Source organism: Sphingopyxis sp. LC81, from assembly GCF_000756375.1.
Taxonomy (GTDB): Bacteria; Pseudomonadota; Alphaproteobacteria; order Sphingomonadales; family Sphingomonadaceae; genus Sphingopyxis.
The window spans coordinates 119,388-139,437 of the sequence record NZ_JNFD01000018.1 but is presented as its reverse complement, the minus strand read 5'-3'; the positions used below and the strand labels follow the sequence as shown (position 1 = coordinate 139,437).

Below are 20,050 nucleotides of genomic sequence, written 5' to 3'. Positions count from 1 at the left end.
CAAGCGGGAGGGGGACTTAGCGCAGCAACAGCGCCAGCGCCCCGAAGAACCCCTTCGCCTCGACCTGACCCGGCCGCGGGACGGCGGGGAGGTACGCGCGGCAGTCGAGGCACGACGCCTGCACCGATCCCGCCTGCGTCAGCATCGTCAGGTCCTGCACCAGCCGCCGTTCGGTGAGCTGGCGGTTCATCGCCGCGATGCCGAACCAGCCGCGCGGGAGTGCCGCGGTTTCCTTTTCGGCACCCGACCAGCTGGCGAGCAGCTTCGAGAATTCGCTCGGCTCGTCCTCGAAATATTTCGCGTGGAAATCGCCGTCGACCTTCGCGAGCTTCGCCGCGGCCTTCAGCGCATCGGGCAAGCCGCCGAACTGGTCGACCAGCCCGATCTGGCGCGCGGTGCCGCCCGCCCAGACGCGCCCCTCGGCGATGGGCAGAATCTTGTCGAGCGGCTGCTTGCGGCTTTTGGCGACAAGACCGGTGAAGCGCGCATAGACGTCCTCGACGCTCGCTTGCGCCAGCGCGTTGAACTCGTCGTTCACCCCGCCGAACACATCGGGCTGGCCCGACAGCGGCGTGGTCGCGATGCCGTCGGCGTTGACCCCGATCTTGGCGAGCGCCTGGTCGAAACTCGGCAGGATCCCGAACACACCGATCGAACCGGTGATCGTCTCGGGCTCGGCAAAGATGCGGTCGGCGGGGGTCGCAACCCAATAGCCGCCCGACGCCGCGACATTCGCCATCGACACGACGATCGGCAGCTTCTTCGCTTTCGCGGCGAGCAATGCCTGCCGGATTTCCTCCGACGCGAGCACCGATCCGCCGGGCGAATCGACGCGGAGGACGATCGCCTTGACGCTGCTGTCGGTCGCGGCGTCGAGGATATGCTTTGCAACGGTTTCGCCGCCCGCGATGCCGCTCGGCGCCTCGCCGTCGACGATTTCGCCGACGATGGGGACGACCGCGATCGTGCTGCCGCTTGTCGAGGGCGGGTTGGCGGCGACCCAGTTTTCGAGCGGGATCGCATTATATTCCCACGGTTTGCTGTCGTCGGCGGCGCCGCTGATCTCGGCGACGCGGCGGTTGAACGCCATGCGGCTGCCGACCTTGTCGACAAGGCCGGCGTCGACCGACGCCTTCGACAGATCGTTGCCCGCCGCGCGCACCGCGCTCGCGGTATCGGCGATGAAGGCGTCGAGCTTCGCCGCCGGGCGCGCCTTTTTGACGTCGGTCAGCCAGTTGTCCCAGAGCACGCTGGCATAGGCGAGGTCGGCTTCCTTCGCCTCGGGCGACTGGTCGGTGCGCAGGAAGGGCTCGACCGCGCTCTTGAAGGTGCCGACGCGGTAGATATGCGCGGTGACGCCGAGCCGGTCCATCAACCCCTTGTAATAAAGCCGCGATCCGCCGGGTCCGGCGATCGCGACGCCGCCGATGCCGTCGGCCCAGATTTCGCTGGCGTGCGCGGCAACCTGATAGCTGTCGGTGGTGTAGGCGGTGGCGAAGGCGAGCACGGGCTTTTTCTTCGCGCGCACCTTGTCGACCGCGGCGCCGATTTCGGCGAGCGACACCTGCCCGCCGCCGAGGAAGCGGTCGAGGTCGAGCACGACCGAGGTCACGCGCTTGTCGTCGGCGGCGACTTCCAACGCGTGGACGACGTCGCGGACGCGGATTTCCTTGAGCTGCGCGCCGCCCGACAGCGCCGCGAGCGGGTCGACCTCCGAAGGCTGTTCGCTAACGATCCCGTCGAGTTCGATCAGCAGCGCGCCCTGGCTGACGGGCAGGCCGGCATTGGGGCGGCCCGAAAGCAGCCCGAACAAGGCAACGAAGAAGAGCAGCAGGAAGATGAGCGCGAGCGCATCCTTGATTCCGACGAGCAGGTGCCAAACCTTGCGCGGGAAGCTGGTCGTCGATCTTGGCTTGTCCTCGCCGGGCAGCGGCCGGCGCACGGGGATCGCCCAAGGGCCGGCGGGATCGTTGGGTGTGTTCGCGGTGGTGTCGGTCATGACCGCAAACCTAGGGATGCGTCTCGCCCTTGGCAATGCACGCTTCGACGGGTGGGCGATGAGGCACCATGGACGACTATTGATCCCGATCCCCGTTTGCATCGAGCGAAGTCGAGATGCCTATCGGCCAGACATGCCTTCTGGGTGTCTCGACTTCGCTCGACACGAATGGAATCTTGCTCAGAGCCAGCCTTCGCGGCGATACCAGCGGACGGTCTCGGCCAGCGCGTCGTCGGTGTCGCGCTCGGGGCGCCACAGCGCGGCGGGCGGGCACGCGCCTTCGGTCGCGACCCAGTCGGGATGCGCGATATAGCGCGCGCGGTCGGGGGTCAGCTTGGCGCGGCTGCGGCGCACCAGCTTGTCGAGCCGTCCGCCGGCCTTGAGCAGCAAGGCAGGGGTCGCGACCGTCGACAGCCGCTGCCGCCCCACGGCGCGCGCAACCGCGCGGGCAAAGCCGCGATGCGACCAGCCGGTGGGCTTGCCGTCGTCGGGCTCGTAAATCTGGCCGATGCTCGCGCCGCGGTCGGCGGCGAGCGTGACGAGCAGCCGGGCGAGCTCATCGACATAGATCGCCGACATGCGCCCGCTTGGCACCAGTGCGATACCGCGCCGCGCCATGCGGAACAGGTCGAGCATCTCGGTATCACCGGGGCCGAACACTGCGGGCGGGCGCACGATCGTCCAGTCGAGCCCGCTTGCCATCACCACCGCCTCGGCGCGCTCCTTCGACCAGCCATAGTTGGAGATGCCGGGCTCGCGCGCGGCGAGCGACGACACATGGACGAAGCGCGTCACGCCGGCACCGCGCGCGGCGTCGACGACGTTGGCGGTCGCGGTCGCATTCCCTGCCTCGAAGGCGGCGCGTGTCGGTACGTTGACGACCCCTGCGATGTGCATGACGACGTCGGTGCCCGCCGCCATCTCGGCAAGGCTGTCCTTGTCATCGAGCGCGCCCGCGATCCACGTCACGCCGTCGCGTGCGGGTTGCGGGCGGCGGGTGAGGGCGCGGACATGCCAGCCCGCCGCGACGGCATCGCGCATCGTCGCGCCGCCCACGAAGCCGGTCGCGCCGGTCATCGCGAGCACCGGTTGGGTCACAGCAACACCATATGGTCGCGGTGCACCATCGCGCTGCGCGGTGCATAGCCAAGCGCCGCCTCCTGCGCGTCGCGGCCGAGGCCGACGATATTCGCGGCGTCGGCGCCCGGATATTCGGACAGGCCGCGCGCGATGACGCGCCCGTCGGGGCCGGCGATGTCGAGGATATCGCCGCGCGCGAAACTGCCGCTGACTGCGGTCACACCGGCGGCGAGCAGGCTCGCCCCGCCGTGCAGCGCCTTCGCGGCACCCGCGTCGATCTCGATCCGGCCCTTGGCGGTAAGCCCGCCCGCGAGCCACGCCTTGCGCGCGCTCGCGCCCTTGTCGGCGACGAACAGGCTGTGCCGCGCCGCGGTCGACAGCGGCCGGTCGATGCGCCCCGACGCGATCGCGAGATGCGCGCCGGCGGCATTGGCGATGCGCGCCGCCGCGATCTTCGACACCATGCCGCCCGATCCCATGCCCGACGCCGAACCGGTGTCGGCCATCGCCTCGATCGCGGCATCGATGCGCTCGATGCGCGCGATATGGACGGCGCCGTCCTGCGCCGGGTTGCGGTCATAGAGGCCGTCGATATCGGATAGCAGGATGACCCCGCCCGCCGCCGCCGCTTGGGCGACGCGCGCCGCAAGCCGATCATTGTCGCCGAAACGGATTTCCTCGGTCGCGACGCTGTCATTTTCGTTGATGATCGGCACGACGCCGAGGCTCAGCAGCCGGTCGAGCGTCGCGGCGGCGTTGAGATAACGGCGGCGATGCTCGAGGTCGTCGAGCGTCACGAGCATCTGCGCCGCGGTCAGTCCTTCGGCGCCGAGCACCTCGGCCCAGACCTGCGACAGTGCGATCTGCCCCGTCGCGGCGGCGGCCTGCGCATCCTCGAGCGTCCCGCGCCCGCCCTTCGCCAGTCCCAGCCGCCGCGCGCCGAGCGCGATCGCACCCGACGAGACCACGGCAACCTGCTGGCCCGCACGCGTCCGTTCGGCGATATCGGCAGCGATGCCGACGAGCCAGTCGCGCCGCACCGCGCCCGACGGATCGACGAGCAAGGCCGATCCGATCTTGACGATCAGCCGGGGGCAGGAGGCGGGCGGAAACAGGCTCATGCCGCCGCCGATAGCGCGCGGCGGGCGTAACGCCAATGCCTAGCTTGGTGCGAGCCCGTGATAGGGAGGGTGCTGCTTCACTCAGCCTTCGGCGGAGTGACAGACGAATTCGACCAGTCGGCCGTCGGGATCGCGCGCGTAGCCCGCATAATAGTTGGGATGGATATGCGGAGCGAGTGCGGGGGCGCGATCCTGTTGGCCAGCGCTGCCGTAGGCCCGCAAGAAGGCATCCTGCACCAGCGCGCGCGTTGGCGCGCCAAAGGCATAATGAACATCGATCGAGGGATCGCCATCGGCGATCCAGAAATCGAGCCGGCCTTCATGACCAAATCCCTTGGCCGGGCCATCGACGGCAAGTTCATAGCCAAGCGGGCCGAGGACGGTGCGATAGAAAGCGACACAATCGTCCATGCGGCGCGTACGGATTTCGAGATGGTCGAGCATGGTTTCTTTCCGGATGAGGGTTGGGAAAGCGCAGTCTAGTGCGCGCGTTCGACGATTTTCCGCGTTGATGGACGTCAATTGGCGGGCAATCGGCGAAAATTGCGCCTATCATGCTGAATATGGCTACGACCGACCTTGATCGTTTTGACCGCCAATTGCTGGCCGCGATGCAATCGGACGCGACCGCGACGTCCGAAAAGCTCGCGGAGACGATTGCCCTGTCGCCGTCGGCGATCCAGCGCCGGTTGCGGCGGCTTCGCGATCTTGGCGCCATTGTCCGCGAAACCGCCATCCTCGATCCCCGCTTTGTCGGCAACCCGACCTATTTTGTGGTCGCGCTTCAAGTCGAACGCGAACGCCCCGAGCTGCTCGCGCAACTCCGCCGCTGGCTTGCGGCGGAAGACCATGTTCAGCAGGCCTTTTATGTGACGGGCGAGGCCGATTTCATCCTGATCGTGACCGCGCCGAGCACGGAGGATTATGATGCGTTGATGACGCGACTGGTCAGCGAAAATGCCAATGTCCGGCGCTTTACCACCAACGTCGCGCTCGGCGTGGTCAAGAGAGGGTTGATGATACCGATCGCCGAAGATTGATTCGATTGCGGAAAATCCGCCTGGTGCCCGGCAGCATTGCCCAAATTCCGCGCGGGGACGTCGCGAAACACGGCCTGCCGTTCCAGAGCGATGATAGAATAGCGGCATGGAACAGATATCCCGGCATCCCGACGATCTGACGTCCGATCGGCCCACGTCGCTGATCGATCTGCCGTTGCTCGCGGAGCGATGCGGCGTCGCAAAAATATGGGCGAAACTGGAAAACGAAAGGCCACTCGGCAATTTCAAATCGCTGGGCGGTGCGCATGCCGCGCTATGGGCGCTCGCAACCGTGACGGGGCATGACGATGTCCCGACCTTTCTGGCCCGTCTGCCCATGCCGCTTCCCACGCTGGTGTGTGCGAGCGACGGCAATCACGGCCTGGCGGTCGCCGCTGTCGCCCGCCGCGTCGGCGCGCCGGCTCGCATCTATCTTCCCGCTGCGGTGGGGGGAGCCCGCGCGGCACGGATCGAGGCGATGGGGGCCAGCATCATTCGTATCGCAGGAACCTATGACCAGGCGGTCGCCGCTGCTGCCGCGGCAAGCGACGGTGTGCATACCCTGCTCATCGCCGACACGACCGACGATATGAATGACCCGGTCGTTGCCAAGGTCATGGAGGGATATGGACGGATCGCACTCGAAATTCGCGCCCAACTTCGCGCCGATGGATCCGCTTATCCCACTCACGCCTTTGTCCAGGCGGGCGTCGGCGGGCTGGCAGCCGCGATGGCGGAAGGACTCTGCCCGTATGAAGAGGGGCTCTGCCAATTGGTCACGGTGGAGCCGCAATCGGCGCCGTGTGTCGAGCGGGCCCTGCGAAATGGTTCACCGATCCTCGTGCCTGGGTCGCTCGAAACCTCGGCCGAAATGCTGTCCTGCGGACTCGCATCGGCACCCGCGGTGGCCTCGCTGCTACGATACGGCGCCGAGCCGCTGCTGGTCGACGAAGGCGTGATCGAGCAAGCGGTAGAATTGCTCGATCTTGCGGGTGGTCCCCGGAGCACCCCGTCGGGCGCAACGGGCCTGGCCGGCCTTCTTCATGTTTCGCGCGATGCGGAGGCACGGGTGCGGTTAAAGCTCGGTCGCGGGTCCCGCATCCTGCTTGTCGTAACCGAGGGTGTCTGACGCAGCCCGATCAGGATGGCGCCTCTGTTGCGTTAACGCGATCCGCCGAAAGTGTAGCTGAGCGCGACTCCCGCCGACGGCTGGCTCCGCGATCCAAGTTCGCGCGTCACCGGCGAATCGGCCGCATCGCCGACAAGCCGGTCGTAACGGCCATAAACCGCGATGCCCCAGTGCCGGCTGATCTGGCGAAGGTAGCCAGCGGTGAGCCCGACCGACTGGACGCCGCCGCCCGGATCGAACGCGGGAAGGCCCGAGGTGGTCGCCGCGGCGGGCGTCACGCCGAAATAGGCGCGATGATATTTGGCATCGCCGAGCGTCACGCGCGGGCCGATCGAAAAGAGCCAGTCGTCGCCTTCGCGCGCAATATAATCGGCACTGACTTCGCCGCCCCATCCCTTGTGACCGCTGAGTCCCTTGTGCCCTTCGAGCCGGACGCGCAGTTCGGGGATCGGCGAGACCTGCGCAAAGGCCCCTGCCTCGATCGTGAAACCGACCTTGGGCAAGTCGGCGCCGATGTCGGCGGCGGTGCGCTTGCCGATGAAGCCGAACGATGGTCCGAAGGAAAATTTCCCGGCGTGGAGAAGCGGTGACCCGAAGGTCTCGTCGTGCGCCTCGAATGCGAATTCCTCGTCGCGGGTGCGCGAAAAGTCGACATAGGGGCCGACGCTGAACTTGTCCGCGCCCGGCCACGACGGCGACAGCTGCGGCCCAAGAATCAGGCGCGTGCGCTTTTCGCCGGCCTCGCTGCCTTCCTGGGCATTCGCCGGAGCCGAAGCCAGCGCGAATGCGGTGAGGAACAGGGCGGCAAACTTGGTGCGATCGGTCATGCGAAATCCTTGTTGTTCCGCATGAAATTCGCAGCGGTGGCGTTTCGTTCCTAGACCGGCGACCAGCCGGGGGCTTCGTCGCTTTCGTCCTCGCCGGGCTCGGGATGGCCGATCGCCTCGAGCAATTTGTCGAGCACCGCGGGGACGCCCGCGCCGCTCGCACCCGAGAGTGCAATCACCGGATGCCCGCTTTCCGCGGCGAGTTCGGCCGACAGCGCGGCGATCAGCTCGTCGTCGAGCGTGTCGATCTTGTTCAATGCGACGATCACCGGCTTGTCGGTAAGGTCGGCGCCGTAAGCTTCGAGTTCGTCGCGCACGATGCGATAGCTTGTCGCGACATCCTCGTCGTTCGCGTCGACGAGATGGAGCAGCACGCGGCAGCGTTCGATATGGCCGAGGAAGCGGTCGCCGACGCCGGCGCCTTCGGCGGCGCCCTCGATCAGCCCGGGGATGTCGGCGACGACGAATTCATTGCCCTTGTGGCTGACGACGCCGAGCTGCGGGCGCAGCGTCGTGAAGGCATAGGCGCCGACCTTGGCTTGCGCGTTGCTGACGCCGTTGATGAAGGTCGATTTGCCCGCATTGGGCAGCCCGACGAGCCCCGCGTCGGCGAGCAGCTTCAGCCGCAGCCACACCCACATTTCCTCGCCCGGCCAGCCGGGTCCATGCTGGCGCGGCGCACGATTGGTCGACGTCTTGTAGCTCGCGTTGCCGCGCCCGCCGTCGCCGCCGCGCAGGAAGACGAGCTGTTCGCCCTCCTTGGTCAGGTCGGCGAGCAGGCTGCGATCCTCGTCATCGTCGAGAATCTGGGTGCCGATGGGGACCTGGATGACAAGGTCGGGGCCGCCCGCGCCGGTGCGGTCGCGTCCCGAACCGGGGGTGCCGCGCTTCGCCTTGAAATGCTGGGTATAGCGAAAGTCGATCAGCGTGTTGAGGCCGGCAACGGCTTCGAAGATGACATCGCCGCCCTTGCCGCCATTGCCGCCGTCGGGGCCGCCATATTCGACATATTTTTCGCGCCGGAACGACACGGCGCCGGGGCCGCCGTCGCCGGACTTGATGAAGATCTTGGCTTGGTCGAGGAAATGCATGGCGGGGCCTTTGGCGGCGGAAACAGGAGACTAAACATTCAATCCCGTTTGTGTCGAGCGAAGTCGAGACACCCATCGGGGCAAATGACCGAGGGGCATCTCGACTTCGCTCGATGCGAACGGAATGAAGGGATTGCCGCGCGCCTTAGCTTGCGCGACACAAAATTACCAGCCCTTAGCCCTGCGGCTTTCCGCCATGCTCGGCCCAGAATTTGGCGATCCGCCCGGTAATCAGTTCGGTCGCGAGCACGCGCGAGGTATCGCGCGGCAGGTCGAGCGCCTCGGCCATCGGCCCGCCGAGCTGCGCATCGCCGAGTGCCATCAACACCAGCGCGAGCGTATCTTCGTGCATCAGCCGCTTTTCGTGCGCGTCGGGCGCCATGCCGTCGATCAGCCGGTGGATCGCATCGACGATCGGGTCGAGCGCATCATCGTTGCCCGTCGCCGCCATCCACGTCGCGAGCGCGCCCGCGCCGCCCTCGTTAAAGGCATCGAAGGCGAGGTCGACGATTTCGCGCACATTGCGTTCGCCCGGCGCCGATTCGGCCATCTTCCGGCCGATCGTCGCGCACACGGTTTCGGCCTGATAGGCGGCGAGCGCCTTTTGCAGCCCCGCGGCGCTGCCGAAATGGTGGAGCAGGTTCGCGTGCGTCCGGTCGATGCGCGCCGCGACCGCTTTCAGCGTCACCGCCGCGGGCCCCGTTTCGACCAAAATCTGGCGCGCAGCCTCGAGCGCCGCCGAACGGCTTTCCTCGGGACTCAAACGCTTCTTCACTATTGACATATATGTAAGTAAACCCTATTGCTGGCCCATCTCCTCTTTTCGACGGTATGAGCCATATGTCCAGCCTTTCCCAGTCGCCGACGCCCGCCGACCTTTCGATTACGCCGCGCGACATGCGCTTTGGCCGCGATGACAAGCAGGGCCGCTGGTGGCTCAATGGCGACCCGATCGCCTCGGCGTTCCACACCGCGCTGTCGGTGACCTTTCCGCGCGGCGAGGCGATGTTCATCGAAGCGGTGAAGGCCCACCGCGACGGCGTTCCCGAAAAGCTGGCGCGCGAGATCCGCGCCTTTACCCAGCAGGAAGTGATCCACAGCCGCGAGCATGTCGTTTTCAACAAGAAGGCAGCCGAAGCGGGGTACGATCTTTCGGAGCTTGAAGATGATGTGAATCAGGTTCTCGACCTCATCAAGACGCGCCCGCAGATCGTCAACCTGATGGCGACGATCGCGCTCGAACATTATACCGCGATGATGGCGGCGGTGATGCTGCGCGAGGACAGCATGTATGCGGGCGCCGAGCCCGAATGGGCGGCGTTGTGGAAATGGCACGCGATCGAGGAAATCGAGCATAAGGGCGTGGCGTACGACACCTGGCTTCATGCGACGAAAGACTGGAGCCGGTTCAAGCGCTGGCGGGCCAAGTCGCTGATGATGCTGCTTGTCACCACGCGTTTCTGGCCGAAGCGCGTGAAGGGGATGAAGGCGCTGCTCCGGCAGGACGGCCTCACCGGCTGGCGCGTCACCGCGCGCATCTGGTGGTATCTGCTTGGCACGCCCGGGGTGCTGCGCAAGAGCTTCTTCCCCTGGCTTTCCTATTTCATGCCGGGCTTCCACCCGTGGAACCACGATGACCGCGCGCTGATCGGCAAATATGAAAGCGATTATGCCGACGCGATCATGCCGGCGCATTCGTCGAAACCCGAATTGGCCGCCGCCGCCGCCTGAGCGCCCTTCTCCGCGGTTGCGGCGGTCCAGAGCGGTTCTCTCTCTCTCCCTGCTTCTGGGCCGCCTCATCCGCGGAGAGGTGACGTCAAAGCCGCTGGACGCCGCCGATGCGGTCTCATATCCCTTCACCGGTGGAGGGACCAATGCAGCCACATATGACCGCGGCCGAAGTCACGCAGTTCGAGCTGCAACTTGCGGGGCGTTCATCCCTGCTCGAATTCGGCTGCGGCGGCAGCACGGTGGTGGCGGCGCGGCAAGTGCGCCGGATCGTCAGCGTCGACAGCGATCCCGCCTGGCTGGCCAAGGTCCAGGCCGACGTCAGGCGCGAGGTCGTCGAATTCACGCCCTTTCACGTCGACATCGGCCCTGTGGGCGAATGGGGCTATCCGGCGGATGAAAGCCGGATCCGCGACTGGCCGCATTATCACACCGATATATGGCGCAACGTGCAGGGCAGCCCCGATGCGGTGTTGATCGACGGACGCTTTCGGGTCGCGTGCCTGTTGCAGGCGATCATCCACTGCAAACCCGACTGCGTCTTTCTGTTCCACGATTTTGAGGACCGGCCGCACTATCATTGCGTGCTTCGCCATGTGGATGTGCTGGCCCGCGTCGACACGCTCGCGGTGATGCGCGCGAAGCTGCACGTGGACGGCACCGCGGTGCTGCACGACCTGTTCGACCATTATCTGATCCCCGATTGACCGTCCGGGCCGGCTTCGGCACACCCGCGCCCATGTCCGTCAAAGCTTTTACCGCACCGCCTGTCATCGAAACCGAACGCTTGCGCCTGCGCCCGGGGCGCCTGTCCGACAAGGACGTGCATATCGAGATGTGGGCCGACGAACGCGTCACGCGCTTCATCGGCGGCGAACCGCGCACGCCCGACGTCAGCTGGGGCAAGTTCCGGAGCTCGGCCGGGCTGTGGCCGGTGATGGGCTTCGGCTATTGGGTGTTCGCCGACCGGCAAAGCGACGCGCTCGTCGGCATGGGCGGGCTAAGCTATTTCTGCCGCGGCATCCCCGAACTCGAAGGAATGCCCGAGGCAGGCTGGGCGTTCGATGCCGATCATTGGGGCGCGGGCTATGCGACCGAGGCGATGACCGCGGCACTCGGCTGGGCCGACGCGAACCTCGACGCCAAGGAAGTGCGCTGCATCATCGATCTGGGTAACGACGCCTCGGAACGCGTGTCGGCGAAGCTCGGCTTTCGCCGCATCGGCGAAAGCGACGCATTGGGGCATGTTGTCGCGGTCTATTCGCGTCCGAAGGGCGGCTAAACCGCCTCGACCACCAGCACGCCGCCGTCGGCGCTGACAACGCGGACCTTGCTGCCCTCGGCCGTATCGGGCCCGCGCACCGGCCATTCGCCGTCGCCGACCTTCGCGCGGCCGCGGCCGTCCTCGATCGCCTGGGTCACCGTCAGCACTTCACCGATCAGGCGGCCGCCGCGCTGGTTGAGGTGCGGGTCGGTCGTGGTGATCGGGTTCGCCTTCAGCCAGCGGCGCGCGCCATAGAGCGCGATGAACGACAGGACGGCAAAGACGCCGAGTTGCACGGGGATGCTCAGCGGGACGATCCACGCGATCGCGCCGGTGGCGATCGCGGCGACACCCAGCCAGATCAGGAAGAAGCCCGGCGCGACGATCTCGGCGGCGGCGAGCAGCACGCCGAGCGACAGCCACGCCCAATGCGGTTCCATGTTCGTCAGCCAATCGGGCATGTCAGGCTCCCTTGCGTTCGAGCGCATCCTTCGCGAGTTCGCCGATCCCGCCCAATGTGCCGATCAGCTGCGTCGCCTCGACCGGGAACAGGATCGTCTTCGCGTTCGGGCTGGTCGCGAACTGGCTCACCGCCTCGACATATTTTTGCGCGATGAAGTAATTGATCGCCTGCGCATTGCCGCCCGCGATCGCATCCGACACCATCTGCGTCGCCTTGGCTTCGGCTTCGGCTTCGCGTTCGCGCGCCTCGGCGTCGCGGAAGGCGGCTTCGCGGCGCCCTTCGGCCTGCAGGATCTGGCCCTGCTTCTCGCCCTCGGCGCGCAGGATTTCCGACGCGCGCATGCCTTCGGCCTCGAGGATGTTGGCGCGCTTTTCGCGCTCGGCCTTCATCTGCCGCGCCATCGCGTTCGAGATATCGGCGGGCGGGCGAATGTCCTTGATCTCGACGCGGGTGATCTTGACCCCCCAGGGCGAGGTTGCCTCGTCGACCACGACGAGCAGCCGCGCGTTGATATGATCACGCTTCGACAGCGTCTCGTCGAGATCCATCGACCCCATCACGGTGCGCAAATTGGTGGTCGTCAGATTCATGATCGCCAGATAGAGGTCGCTGACCTCATAAGCGGCCCGCGCGGCATCGAGCACCTGGAAAAAGACGACGCCGTCGACGGCGACCATCGCATTGTCCTTGGTGATGATTTCCTGGCCCGGAATGTCGAGCACCTGCTCCATCATATTCACCTTGCGACCGACGCGGTCGAAGATCGGCATGATGAAGTTCAGCCCCGGCTGCGCGGTGTGCGTGTAGCGGCCGAAGCGTTCGATCGTATAGGCAAAGCCCTGCCGGACCGGGGTTAGCGCCCAGATCAGGAACACCAGTGCCAGAACTACCAGTGCAAGTGCGAAATACATTCATTGTCCCCTTTGCAAAATTGCGACTTTGCAAACCCGCTTCCTTATTGCGGCAACGGCGGGGTTGCGCCACAGAAAAGCGTATGACCCCCAGTGACTTCTCTTGCGCCGACTATCCGCCGCGCTCCTTGCTCTATGTCCCCGGATCGAACGCGCGCGCGCTGGAAAAGGCGGGCGGGCTTGCCGCCGATATGCTGATCATCGACCTCGAGGATGCGGTGCCCGCCGATCGCAAGGACGAAGCGCGCGCCGCGATGCGCGCCGCGGTGGCGGCAGGCTTTGCGGGCAAGCGCGTTGCGGTGCGCGTGAATGCGACCGGGACGGCCGAACAGGCGGCCGACATCGCAGCGATCGCCGGGTTGCAGCTCGACGCTGTGGTGCTTCCGAAGGTCGATGCGCCCTTCGATCTCGACCCGCTGCGCGGTCTCGGCCTGCCGATTTTCGCGATGATCGAGACGCCGGCGGCGATCTATGCCGCGCGCGATATCGCCGCCGATCAGGCAGTCAGCGGATTGATCGCGGGCCTCAACGACCTCGCGCACGAATTGAAGCTGCCCGACGGGATGGACCGCGGCGCGATGAGCCATGCGATCCAGGCGATCGTCCTTGCTGCGCGCGGGGGCGGTGTGTGGGGTTTTGACGGCGTCTATAACGCGATCGACGACGTCGCGGGCTTCGTCGCCGAGGCGGCCGAAGGACGGCGGCTCGGTTTCGATGGCAAGACGCTGATCCACCCGTCGCAGGTCGATCCGTGCAACGCCGCCTTTGCCCCGTCGGAACGCGAGATCGCTGCGGCCGAAGCGCTCGTTGTCGCGGCGACGGGCGGGGCGCAGCGTCACGAGGGGCGGATGATCGAGGATATGCATGTCGCGGCGGCGCGGGCGCTGCTCGAACGGGCAGGGCGAGCCTGACGCCGTTCGTCTTTCGACGAACGCGCCTTGCCGGGGGGCGGCGGAAATGCCATGCGGCGGCGCCATGAAAACCACCCGTTTCCACGCCGCGGTCGCGGCCATCGCCCTTCTTACTATCGCTCCTGCTGCTTCAGCCGCGCCTTCCAAGGGCGACGCGCCGATCACCGAGGCCCAGCTCGCCGATCATATCAAGGTGCTGGCGAGCGATGCGTTCGAGGGCCGCGCGCCGGGAACCGAGGGCGAGGATCGCACGATCGCCTATATCGTCGGCGAATGGGCGAAGGCGGGGCTCGAAGCCGTGCCGGGCAGCACAACGCCGTGGCTCCAGCCGGTGCCTTTCGTCGAGACGCAGGCGCTCGGCGGCAGTGCGAAGTTCAAGGTCAACGGCCGCGACTTCGCGCTGGAGGATGACGGGATCATCCTGAGCAGCCGCGATGCGTCGGTCGCGCTCGCCGATCTCCCCGCCATCTTCGTCGGCTATGGCGTCGACGGCGCGGGCAAGGTCAACGCCGACGTCAAGGGCAAGCTCGCGATCATGCTGTTCGACAATGTTCCCTTCGGCGACAAGCTGCCGCGCTATCGCGAACGGCGCCAGATGCTTGCCGATGCCGGCGCATCCGCGGTGCTCGTCATCGCGACCGACGCAGTGCCCTGGGCCCAGCTGCGCGAAAGCGCCGGCGCCAAGTCGATGCGCCTCGCGAGCGCCAAGCCCGGCGCGCCGGTCAGCGGCTTCCTGTCGCTCGAGGCGGCCGATGCGCTGCTCAAAAAGGCGGGGCAGGATGGCGGTGCGCTCCGCGAAGCCGCGAAATCGCCCGAATACAAGGGCGCGGTGCTGTCGGTGACAGCAGATATCACGGCGAAATCGGCCGCGCGCCCCTTCGCCAGCAACAATATCATCGCCAAGCTTCCCGGCGCCAAGCCCGACGGCAAGGCGATCCTGTTCCTTGGCCATTGGGACCATCTCGGCATTTGCGAGCCCGAGGGTGCTGCGGACCGCATCTGCAACGGCGCGGTCGACAATGCGAGCGGCATCGCGGTGCTGATCGAGGTCGCCAAGCGGCTCGGATCGGGGGCGCGTCCCGACCGCGACATCTATTTCATGGCGACGACGGCCGAGGAAAAGGGCCTGCTCGGCGCGCATTATTTCGCCGATCATCCGATCGTGCCGCTGTCCGACATCACCGTTGCGCTCAATATCGACACGATCGCGATCTCGCCGCGCGGCACACCGGTCGCGACGATCGGGCGCGGCAAGCCCGCCTATGACGCCGTGGTGCGCGAGGCGGCGAAGAAGCTCGGCCGCAAGCTCGACGAGGATGGCGAGGCCGACGCCTTCATCCAGCGGCAGGACGGCTGGGCGCTCGGCGCCAAGGGCGTGACGTCGCTGATGGTCGGCGGCAGCTTTTCGGACATGAAGCTGCTCGAAGCCTTCCTCGGCAGCGATTATCACAGCGCTGCCGACAATTTCTCCGACAAGATCCCGCTCGGCGGCGCGGCCGAAGATGCCGACCTGCATGTCGCGATCGGCCGGGCGTTCGCCGATACGAAGCGGTGGCCGGGGAAGTAACCCGGCCCGCCGCTCAGCGGGTCAGAACGAAATAACCGACGTAGAACCAGCTGAAGATGCCGTGGATGATCGCCCACAGCACCGATTTGTGCGTCGTAAAGCTGATCGCGATCGCCAATGCGCTGCCGAAGCCGATCCCGTTGCGGATCGCTTCATGGCGCACGACAATCCGCCGTTCGGTCATGCCGCCTGTTTCGCCCGATCTGCCATTTCCTGATTGAGCATTTCCGCGAGCAGGAACGCCAGTTCGAGGCTCTGCCCCGCGTTGAGCCGCGGATCGCAATGCGTGTGATAGCGATCGGCGAGATCCATCTGGGTCACGTCCATCGCGCCGCCGGTGCATTCGGTGACATTCTGGCCGGTCATTTCGATATGGATGCCGCCGCCATGCGTGCCTTCGGCGCGGTGTACCGCGAAGAAGCCGCGCACTTCGGCGAGGATACGTTCGAACGGGCGCGTCTTGTAGCCGTTGGGCGTCTTGATGACATTGCCGTGCATCGGGTCGCACGACCAGACGACGGGGTGACCCGATTCCTTCACTGCGCGCACCAGCTTGGGCAGATGCGCCTCGATCTTATCGTGGCCGTAACGTGTGATCAGCGTCATGCGGCCCGCGACATGGTTCGGGTTCAGCGTGTCGAGCAGGCGCAGCAGCACATCGGGCTCGAGGCTCGGCCCGCACTTCATGCCGACCGGATTGCCGATCCCGCGCAGATATTCGATGTGCGCCGATCCCTCGAAGCGGGTGCGGTCGCCGACCCACAGGAAGTGGCCCGACGTGTCGTACCAGCCGCCGGTCAAGCTGTCCTGCCGCGTCAGCGCTTGCTCATAGGGGAGCAGCAGCGCCTCGTGGCTCGTGTAGAAGCTCGTGCCCTTGATCTGCGGGACCGTTTCCGGCGTCACACCGCACGCTTCCATGAACGCCAAGGCTTCGGAAATCCGCGCCGCGGTTTCCTGATACTTCTTCGCCCACGGGCTGCGGTCCATGAAATCATGCGTCCAGGCGTTGACCTGGTGCAGATTGGCATAGCCGCCGCCGGCAAAGGCGCGCAGCAGGTTCAGCGTTGCCGCCGACTGGTTATACGCCTTGACCATGCGCTGCGGGTCGGGCTCGCGGCCGGCTTCCTCGAACGCGATGTCGTTGATGATGTCGCCGCGATAGCTCGGCAGTTCGACGCCATCGATATCTTCCATGTCCGCCGAGCGCGGCTTGGCGAACTGGCCCGCCATGCGGCCGAGCTTCACCACGGGCATCTTCGACGCGAAGGTCAGCACCACCGCCATCTGGAGGAGGACGCGGAAGGTGTCGCGGATGTTGTTCGGGTGGAATTCGGCAAAGCTTTCGGCGCAATCGCCACCCTGCAGCAGGAACGCCTTGCCCTCGGCCACGCGGCCAAGGTCGGCGGTCAGGTCCCGTGCTTCGCCGGCAAAAACCAGCGGCGGATAATTGCTGAGCTCGCGCTCGGCGGCCGCCAGCGCATCGGCGTCGCGATAGGTGGGAAGCTGGCGGGCCTCGTGCGAGCGCCAGCTATGCGGTTGCCAGTTTTTCGTCATATGCCTGTCTTTTCGCGTTCGAATCGAGCGCCACATGGCGCCTATGCCGCGCGGAAGCAATGTTTCCGGCACGATCAAACCCGAAAATTAGCATTATCGTGACCTTTGCGCACCTATGCTTTTCTTGAGAGACCAAAACTGGTAGTTTGTTACGCGCTGCGGAAATGCGATGTGCCGCGCGCGACCAAGGCTTTTGGCTATCGACAACGTTATACACCCGTGACCCGAGCCTGGGTCTCGACGCGAAGCGATTGGCTATGAGTTTCGATTCCGCATGGTTCCTCTATGGGGCGCTGCTGCTCCTGCTGGCGACAAGTTTTGTCGTGCGGATCGAATATGCCCGCATCGGCCTCGCCGCGGCGGCGCTGGTTGCCTTGCCGCTGACATTGTTTCGCGGGCCGGATCTTGGTTACGGCGTGCTCGTGCTTGCGATCCTTGTCGTCAATATCGCCATTTTGGCGCGGCTGTGGCTGCGCGGCACAAAGGTGCAGTTTTCGCCTGAGGAAGAGGAATTGCGCCGCCAGCATTTTTCCGGCCTCGGCGCCGCGGTCGCGCGCGACCTGATCGATCAGGGCTACTGGATTTCGGCGAAGCGCGGCGAGGTGCTGATCCGTGAGAATCAGGCGGCGCCCAGCCTCTTCTATCTGGCCGAGGGGGAGGCGGCGATTTTGCGCGACGGCGTCGAGATTGGCAAAGTTTCGGGCGGCGCGTTGATCGGGGAAGCGACGGTGCTCGACGGCGCGCATGCGACCGGGACGGTGACGCTCGGCAGCAATGCGCGGCTGTGGTTCGTTCCCGCCGCGGCGCTGCGCGCCTATCTGGCGGCCAATCCGGGGATCGCGGGCGCGCTTCACGAGGGTTTTGCGCGCGCGCTTCGCGGCAAGCTGGCGAGCGCAAACACGCGCATCGCCGAGCAGTCGGCAATTTATAGAGCATAGCCTTTCCCGGCCTCGAAACTGCAACCCGCGCCTGCTAAGTCCTCGGCCCATGACGATGATTCTCTATGGCATTTCGAACTGCGACACGGTGAAGAAGGCGCGGCGCTGGCTCGACGAGCAGGGCGTGCCCTATCGCTTTCACGATGTGCGCAAGGATGGGCTCGACGCTGCGCGGCTTCAAAGCTGGATCGACGTGGTCGGTTGGGAAAAGCTGCTCAACAAGGCCGGGACAACCTTTCGCAAGCTGCCCGATGCGCAGAAGGACGGGCTCGATGCCGCCGCGGCAAAGGCGTTGATGCTCGATCAGCCGGCCATGATCCGCCGCCCGGTCGTCGAGGCTGCGGGCAATATCAGCGTCGGCTTTTCCGCCGATGACTGGCGGGCGCGTTTTGCCGCATGATCCGCTCGCTCGCGGCGCTGCTGGCCTTCATGCTGTTCGCCGGCTGCACGGCTGACACAGTGACCGCGCAGCCGACCCTCGATGGCCAGCCGCCGATCGTGATCGCCCATCGCGGCGCGTCGGGCGAACGTCCCGAACATACGCTGGCGGGTTACAAGCTCGCGATCGAGCTTGGCGCCGACTATATCGAACCCGACCTCGTGTTGACCAAGGACGGCGTGCTTGTCGCGCGGCATGAGAATGAGATTTCGGAAACGACCGACGTCGCCGCGCATCCTGAATTCGCAGGCCGCAAGGCGACGAAGACGATCGACGGGCAAAAGGTCACCGGCTGGTTCACCGAGGATTTCACGCTCGCCGAACTCAAGACGCTGCGCGCGCGCGAGCGGCTGCCCAAGCTGCGCAGCACCGAATATGACGGCCAGTTCGAAATCCCGACCTTCGAGGAAATCCTGACCCTACTCGCCGAGGTCAACGCCGAACGAAAGGAGGGGCGCAAGAAGCCCGTCGGCGTCTATCCCGAAACCAAGCACCCGAGCTATTTCGTGTCGATCGGGCTGCCGCACGAGGCGCCGTTGCTTAGCATGCTCGACCGCTTCGGCTATCGCGGCCGCACCGCGCCGGTGTTCATCCAGAGCTTCGAGGTCGGCAATCTGATGGACCTGCGCGCCAAAAGCGATCTGCCGCTGATCCAGCTGATGGATGCCGAGGGCGGACCCGCCGACCGGCCTGGCACAAGCTATGCCACCATGGCGTCACCCGCGGGGCTGAAAATGATCGCCGCCTATGCCGACGGCATCGGCCCGAACAAGGCGATGGTGATCCCGCGCGGCGCGCTTGGCCGGCTCGGTAAGCCGACCGATTTGGTGCGCGATGCGCATGCCGCGAGGCTCAAGGTCCATCCATGGACGTTCCGCCGCGAAAATTATTTCCTGCCGCTGGACGACAAGGGCGGTGTAAACCCGGCCGGGCACGGCGATCTTGCCGGTGAAATCACCGCCTATCTGAAAACCGGCATCGACGGCCTGTTCAGCGACAATCCGCGCGAAGCGGTGGCGACGGTAAGGAAGGAAAGCGGACAATGACCGAAAGAGCCTTGGGCCAGAGCGGCCTGTCGATCCGGCCCTTCGTCCTCGGCGGCAATGTCTTCGGCATGACCGCGGGGCGCGATGCGAGCTTTGCCGTTCTCGACCGCTTCGCCCTGCTTGGCGGCGGGATGATCGACACCGCCGACGTCTATTCGGCGTGGGTTCCCGGCCACAAGGGCGGCGAATCCGAAAGCATGATGGGTGCATGGCTCAAGGAAAGCGGCGCGCGCGATCAGGTTCTGATCGCGACCAAGGTTGGCATGATGCCGGGCGGGCTGAAGCCCGACCGCATCCGCGACGCCGTGCAAGGCTCGCTCGACCGGCTCGGCACCGACGTCATCGACCTTTATTTCGCGCACAAGGATGATCCCGACGTGCCGCTCGACGAAGTGCTCGGTGCCTTCGCCGAACTGGTCGACGCGGGCATGGTGCGCGCGATCGGGGCGTCGAACTATTCGGCGGAGCGTTTGGCCGAGGCGCTGCGGGTGGCGGACGAAAAGGGTTTGCCGCGCTTTACGGCGATGCAGCCCGAGCTCAACCTGCTCGACCGCGAGCAATATGAAGGCGCGCTGCAACAGCTTTGCATCGACGAGGGGCTGGGGGTCGTCACCTATTTCAGCCTCGCCTCGGGCTATCTGTCGGGCAAATATCGCAGTGCCGACGACCTTGGCAAAAGTCCGCGCGGCGCGCGCGTCAAACCCTATCTCGACGGCAACGGCCCCGCGGTGCTGGCGGTGATGGACCGCATCGCGGCGGAAACGGGCGCCACCCTGTCGCAGATCGCGCTGGCATGGGTTGCCGCGCAACCGGGCGTGACCGCGCCGATCGCCAGCGCGACGACGGTGGAACAGCTGGACGAGCTGATGGGCGGCCTCGACCTCCGCCTCAGCGACGAGCAGCTCGCGGCGCTCGGCGCGGCCTGACCCGTTCGCTGCGCCG

22 protein-coding genes are annotated in these 20,050 nt (G+C 66.0%); 11 read left to right on the top strand and 11 right to left on the bottom strand.

Translation table 11 applies throughout. The features are described from left to right. Window positions 1-16: 16 nt before the first annotated feature. The 4 genes from sppA to FG91_RS09920 all read right to left on the bottom strand — a co-directional run bounded on the left by sppA (window position 17) and on the right by FG91_RS09920 (window position 4,644). Window positions 17-1,999 carry a signal peptide peptidase SppA gene (gene sppA, locus FG91_RS09935; RefSeq protein ID WP_081940517.1) on the bottom strand — a complete coding sequence of 661 codons (1,983 nt, stop codon included), beginning with the start codon at window positions 1,997-1,999 and terminating at the stop codon, window positions 17-19. A gap of 180 nt (window positions 2,000-2,179) precedes the next feature. Continuing rightward, window positions 2,180-3,076 carry an NAD-dependent epimerase/dehydratase family protein gene (locus FG91_RS09930; protein ID WP_037514604.1) on the bottom strand — a complete coding sequence of 299 codons (897 nt, stop codon included), beginning with the start codon at window positions 3,074-3,076 and terminating at the stop codon, window positions 2,180-2,182. Between the two features lie 17 nt (window positions 3,077-3,093). Then, a complete protein-coding gene (gene proB, locus FG91_RS09925) occupies window positions 3,094-4,200 on the bottom strand; it encodes a glutamate 5-kinase (RefSeq protein ID WP_037514539.1) in 1,107 nt (368 codons plus the stop codon). 81 nt (window positions 4,201-4,281) lie between these two features. Beyond that, window positions 4,282-4,644: a hypothetical protein gene (locus tag FG91_RS09920; protein WP_037514536.1), complete on the bottom strand. Its 363-nt coding sequence runs from the start codon at window positions 4,642-4,644 to the stop codon at window positions 4,282-4,284. 110 nt (window positions 4,645-4,754) lie between these two features. Between FG91_RS09920 and FG91_RS09915 the strand changes: the two genes are divergently transcribed. Next, complete coding sequence (locus FG91_RS09915; protein WP_200878429.1) at window positions 4,755-5,240, top strand: Lrp/AsnC family transcriptional regulator; 486 nt, start codon at window positions 4,755-4,757, stop codon at window positions 5,238-5,240. A gap of 106 nt (window positions 5,241-5,346) precedes the next feature. Continuing rightward, complete coding sequence (locus FG91_RS09910) at window positions 5,347-6,369, top strand: pyridoxal-phosphate dependent enzyme (RefSeq protein WP_052187474.1); 1,023 nt, start codon at window positions 5,347-5,349, stop codon at window positions 6,367-6,369. A 32-nt stretch (window positions 6,370-6,401) separates the two neighbouring features. Here FG91_RS09910 and FG91_RS20970 read toward each other — a convergent pair whose 3' ends face one another. The 3 genes from FG91_RS20970 to FG91_RS09895 form a co-directional block, all read right to left on the bottom strand. Continuing rightward, window positions 6,402-7,196, bottom strand: coding sequence for a MipA/OmpV family protein (locus FG91_RS20970; protein ID WP_052187473.1), 795 nt, complete (start codon window positions 7,194-7,196; stop codon window positions 6,402-6,404). Window positions 7,197-7,246: 50 nt separating this feature from the next. After that, on the bottom strand, window positions 7,247-8,287 hold the full coding sequence (gene obgE, locus FG91_RS09900; protein WP_037514535.1) for a GTPase ObgE: 1,041 nt from the start codon (window positions 8,285-8,287) through the stop codon (window positions 7,247-7,249). A 175-nt stretch (window positions 8,288-8,462) separates the two neighbouring features. Beyond that, window positions 8,463-9,071 carry a TetR/AcrR family transcriptional regulator gene (locus tag FG91_RS09895; RefSeq protein WP_037514533.1) on the bottom strand — a complete coding sequence of 203 codons (609 nt, stop codon included), beginning with the start codon at window positions 9,069-9,071 and terminating at the stop codon, window positions 8,463-8,465. A gap of 56 nt (window positions 9,072-9,127) precedes the next feature. Between FG91_RS09895 and FG91_RS09890 the strand changes: the two genes are divergently transcribed. The 3 genes from FG91_RS09890 to FG91_RS09880 all read left to right on the top strand — a co-directional run bounded on the left by FG91_RS09890 (window position 9,128) and on the right by FG91_RS09880 (window position 11,297). Then, a complete protein-coding gene (locus FG91_RS09890; protein WP_037514597.1) occupies window positions 9,128-10,018 on the top strand; it encodes a metal-dependent hydrolase in 891 nt (296 codons plus the stop codon). A gap of 155 nt (window positions 10,019-10,173) precedes the next feature. After that, a complete protein-coding gene (locus tag FG91_RS09885; protein WP_235212004.1) occupies window positions 10,174-10,722 on the top strand; it encodes a hypothetical protein in 549 nt (182 codons plus the stop codon). Between the two features lie 32 nt (window positions 10,723-10,754). Next, complete coding sequence (locus tag FG91_RS09880; protein ID WP_037514596.1) at window positions 10,755-11,297, top strand: GNAT family N-acetyltransferase; 543 nt, start codon at window positions 10,755-10,757, stop codon at window positions 11,295-11,297. On the opposite strand, the gene FG91_RS09875 is transcribed toward FG91_RS09880, so the two are convergent. Further along, on the bottom strand, window positions 11,294-11,740 hold the full coding sequence (locus tag FG91_RS09875; RefSeq protein WP_037514531.1) for an NfeD family protein: 447 nt from the start codon (window positions 11,738-11,740) through the stop codon (window positions 11,294-11,296). The genes FG91_RS09880 and FG91_RS09875 overlap by 4 nt on opposite strands. A gap of 1 nt (window position 11,741) precedes the next feature. Further along, on the bottom strand, window positions 11,742-12,653 hold the full coding sequence (locus FG91_RS09870; RefSeq protein WP_037514530.1) for an SPFH domain-containing protein: 912 nt from the start codon (window positions 12,651-12,653) through the stop codon (window positions 11,742-11,744). Between the two features lie 83 nt (window positions 12,654-12,736). On the opposite strand from FG91_RS09870, the gene FG91_RS09865 reads away from it, so the two are divergent. Next, on the top strand, window positions 12,737-13,564 hold the full coding sequence (locus FG91_RS09865; protein WP_052187472.1) for an HpcH/HpaI aldolase/citrate lyase family protein: 828 nt from the start codon (window positions 12,737-12,739) through the stop codon (window positions 13,562-13,564). A 64-nt stretch (window positions 13,565-13,628) separates the two neighbouring features. Then, the gene (locus FG91_RS09860; RefSeq protein ID WP_235212003.1) at window positions 13,629-15,131 is read left to right on the top strand and encodes a M28 family peptidase; all 1,503 of its coding nucleotides are present in this window, start codon (window positions 13,629-13,631) and stop codon (window positions 15,129-15,131) included. A 13-nt stretch (window positions 15,132-15,144) separates the two neighbouring features. On the opposite strand, the gene FG91_RS22195 is transcribed toward FG91_RS09860, so the two are convergent. Together FG91_RS22195 and FG91_RS09855 are read right to left on the bottom strand one after the other, a co-directional pair. Continuing rightward, on the bottom strand, window positions 15,145-15,315 hold the full coding sequence (locus FG91_RS22195; RefSeq protein WP_162835120.1) for a hypothetical protein: 171 nt from the start codon (window positions 15,313-15,315) through the stop codon (window positions 15,145-15,147). Further along, window positions 15,312-16,685 carry a class II 3-deoxy-7-phosphoheptulonate synthase gene (locus tag FG91_RS09855; protein ID WP_037514528.1) on the bottom strand — a complete coding sequence of 458 codons (1,374 nt, stop codon included), beginning with the start codon at window positions 16,683-16,685 and terminating at the stop codon, window positions 15,312-15,314. The genes FG91_RS22195 and FG91_RS09855 overlap by 4 nt, the downstream gene beginning before the upstream one ends. A gap of 257 nt (window positions 16,686-16,942) precedes the next feature. Here FG91_RS09855 and FG91_RS09850 point away from each other — a divergent pair, with 257 nt between their 5' ends. The 4 genes from FG91_RS09850 to FG91_RS09835 are packed head-to-tail and all read left to right on the top strand — an operon-like array spanning window position 16,943 to window position 20,034. Further along, complete coding sequence (locus FG91_RS09850; protein ID WP_235212002.1) at window positions 16,943-17,623, top strand: Crp/Fnr family transcriptional regulator; 681 nt, start codon at window positions 16,943-16,945, stop codon at window positions 17,621-17,623. 49 nt (window positions 17,624-17,672) lie between these two features. Continuing rightward, the gene (locus tag FG91_RS09845; protein ID WP_200878428.1) at window positions 17,673-18,023 is read left to right on the top strand and encodes an ArsC family reductase; all 351 of its coding nucleotides are present in this window, start codon (window positions 17,673-17,675) and stop codon (window positions 18,021-18,023) included. Then, window positions 18,020-19,108, top strand: coding sequence for a glycerophosphodiester phosphodiesterase (locus FG91_RS09840; protein ID WP_081940514.1), 1,089 nt, complete (start codon window positions 18,020-18,022; stop codon window positions 19,106-19,108). Before FG91_RS09845 ends, FG91_RS09840 begins: the two co-directional genes overlap by 4 nt. Continuing rightward, window positions 19,105-20,034: an aldo/keto reductase gene (locus tag FG91_RS09835; RefSeq protein WP_037514525.1), complete on the top strand. Its 930-nt coding sequence runs from the start codon at window positions 19,105-19,107 to the stop codon at window positions 20,032-20,034. Before FG91_RS09840 ends, FG91_RS09835 begins: the two co-directional genes overlap by 4 nt. Window positions 20,035-20,050: the final 16 nt, after the last annotated feature.

Bases quoted from the DNA above. Each gene is read 5' to 3' on its own strand.
- FG91_RS09920 (WP_037514536.1), bottom strand. From the start codon at position 4,644: ATGCTCGACCATCTCGAAATCCGTACGCGCCGCATGGACGATTGTGTC.
- obgE (WP_037514535.1), bottom strand. From the start codon at position 8,287: ATGCATTTCCTCGACCAAGCCAAGATCTTCATCAAGTCCGGCGACGGC.
- FG91_RS09855 (WP_037514528.1), bottom strand. From the start codon at position 16,685: ATGACGAAAAACTGGCAACCGCATAGCTGGCGCTCGCACGAGGCCCGC.
- FG91_RS09895 (WP_037514533.1), bottom strand. From the start codon at position 9,071: ATGTCAATAGTGAAGAAGCGTTTGAGTCCCGAGGAAAGCCGTTCGGCG.
- FG91_RS09845 (WP_200878428.1), top strand. From the start codon at position 17,673: ATGACGATGATTCTCTATGGCATTTCGAACTGCGACACGGTGAAGAAG.
- FG91_RS09880 (WP_037514596.1), top strand. From the start codon at position 10,755: ATGTCCGTCAAAGCTTTTACCGCACCGCCTGTCATCGAAACCGAACGC.
- FG91_RS09910 (WP_052187474.1), top strand. From the start codon at position 5,347: ATGGAACAGATATCCCGGCATCCCGACGATCTGACGTCCGATCGGCCC.
- FG91_RS22195 (WP_162835120.1), bottom strand. From the start codon at position 15,315: ATGACCGAACGGCGGATTGTCGTGCGCCATGAAGCGATCCGCAACGGG.
- FG91_RS09915 (WP_200878429.1), top strand. From the start codon at position 4,755: ATGCTGAATATGGCTACGACCGACCTTGATCGTTTTGACCGCCAATTG.
- FG91_RS09875 (WP_037514531.1), bottom strand. From the start codon at position 11,740: ATGCCCGATTGGCTGACGAACATGGAACCGCATTGGGCGTGGCTGTCG.
- FG91_RS09930 (WP_037514604.1), bottom strand. From the start codon at position 3,076: ATGACCGGCGCGACCGGCTTCGTGGGCGGCGCGACGATGCGCGATGCC.
- FG91_RS09865 (WP_052187472.1), top strand. From the start codon at position 12,737: ATGACCCCCAGTGACTTCTCTTGCGCCGACTATCCGCCGCGCTCCTTG.
- FG91_RS09870 (WP_037514530.1), bottom strand. From the start codon at position 12,653: ATGTATTTCGCACTTGCACTGGTAGTTCTGGCACTGGTGTTCCTGATC.
- FG91_RS09840 (WP_081940514.1), top strand. From the start codon at position 18,020: ATGATCCGCTCGCTCGCGGCGCTGCTGGCCTTCATGCTGTTCGCCGGC.
- FG91_RS20970 (WP_052187473.1), bottom strand. From the start codon at position 7,196: ATGACCGATCGCACCAAGTTTGCCGCCCTGTTCCTCACCGCATTCGCG.
- FG91_RS09890 (WP_037514597.1), top strand. From the start codon at position 9,128: ATGTCCAGCCTTTCCCAGTCGCCGACGCCCGCCGACCTTTCGATTACG.
- FG91_RS09885 (WP_235212004.1), top strand. From the start codon at position 10,174: ATGACCGCGGCCGAAGTCACGCAGTTCGAGCTGCAACTTGCGGGGCGT.
- FG91_RS09860 (WP_235212003.1), top strand. From the start codon at position 13,629: ATGAAAACCACCCGTTTCCACGCCGCGGTCGCGGCCATCGCCCTTCTT.
- FG91_RS09850 (WP_235212002.1), top strand. From the start codon at position 16,943: ATGAGTTTCGATTCCGCATGGTTCCTCTATGGGGCGCTGCTGCTCCTG.
- proB (WP_037514539.1), bottom strand. From the start codon at position 4,200: ATGAGCCTGTTTCCGCCCGCCTCCTGCCCCCGGCTGATCGTCAAGATC.
- sppA (WP_081940517.1), bottom strand. From the start codon at position 1,999: ATGACCGACACCACCGCGAACACACCCAACGATCCCGCCGGCCCTTGG.
- FG91_RS09835 (WP_037514525.1), top strand. From the start codon at position 19,105: ATGACCGAAAGAGCCTTGGGCCAGAGCGGCCTGTCGATCCGGCCCTTC.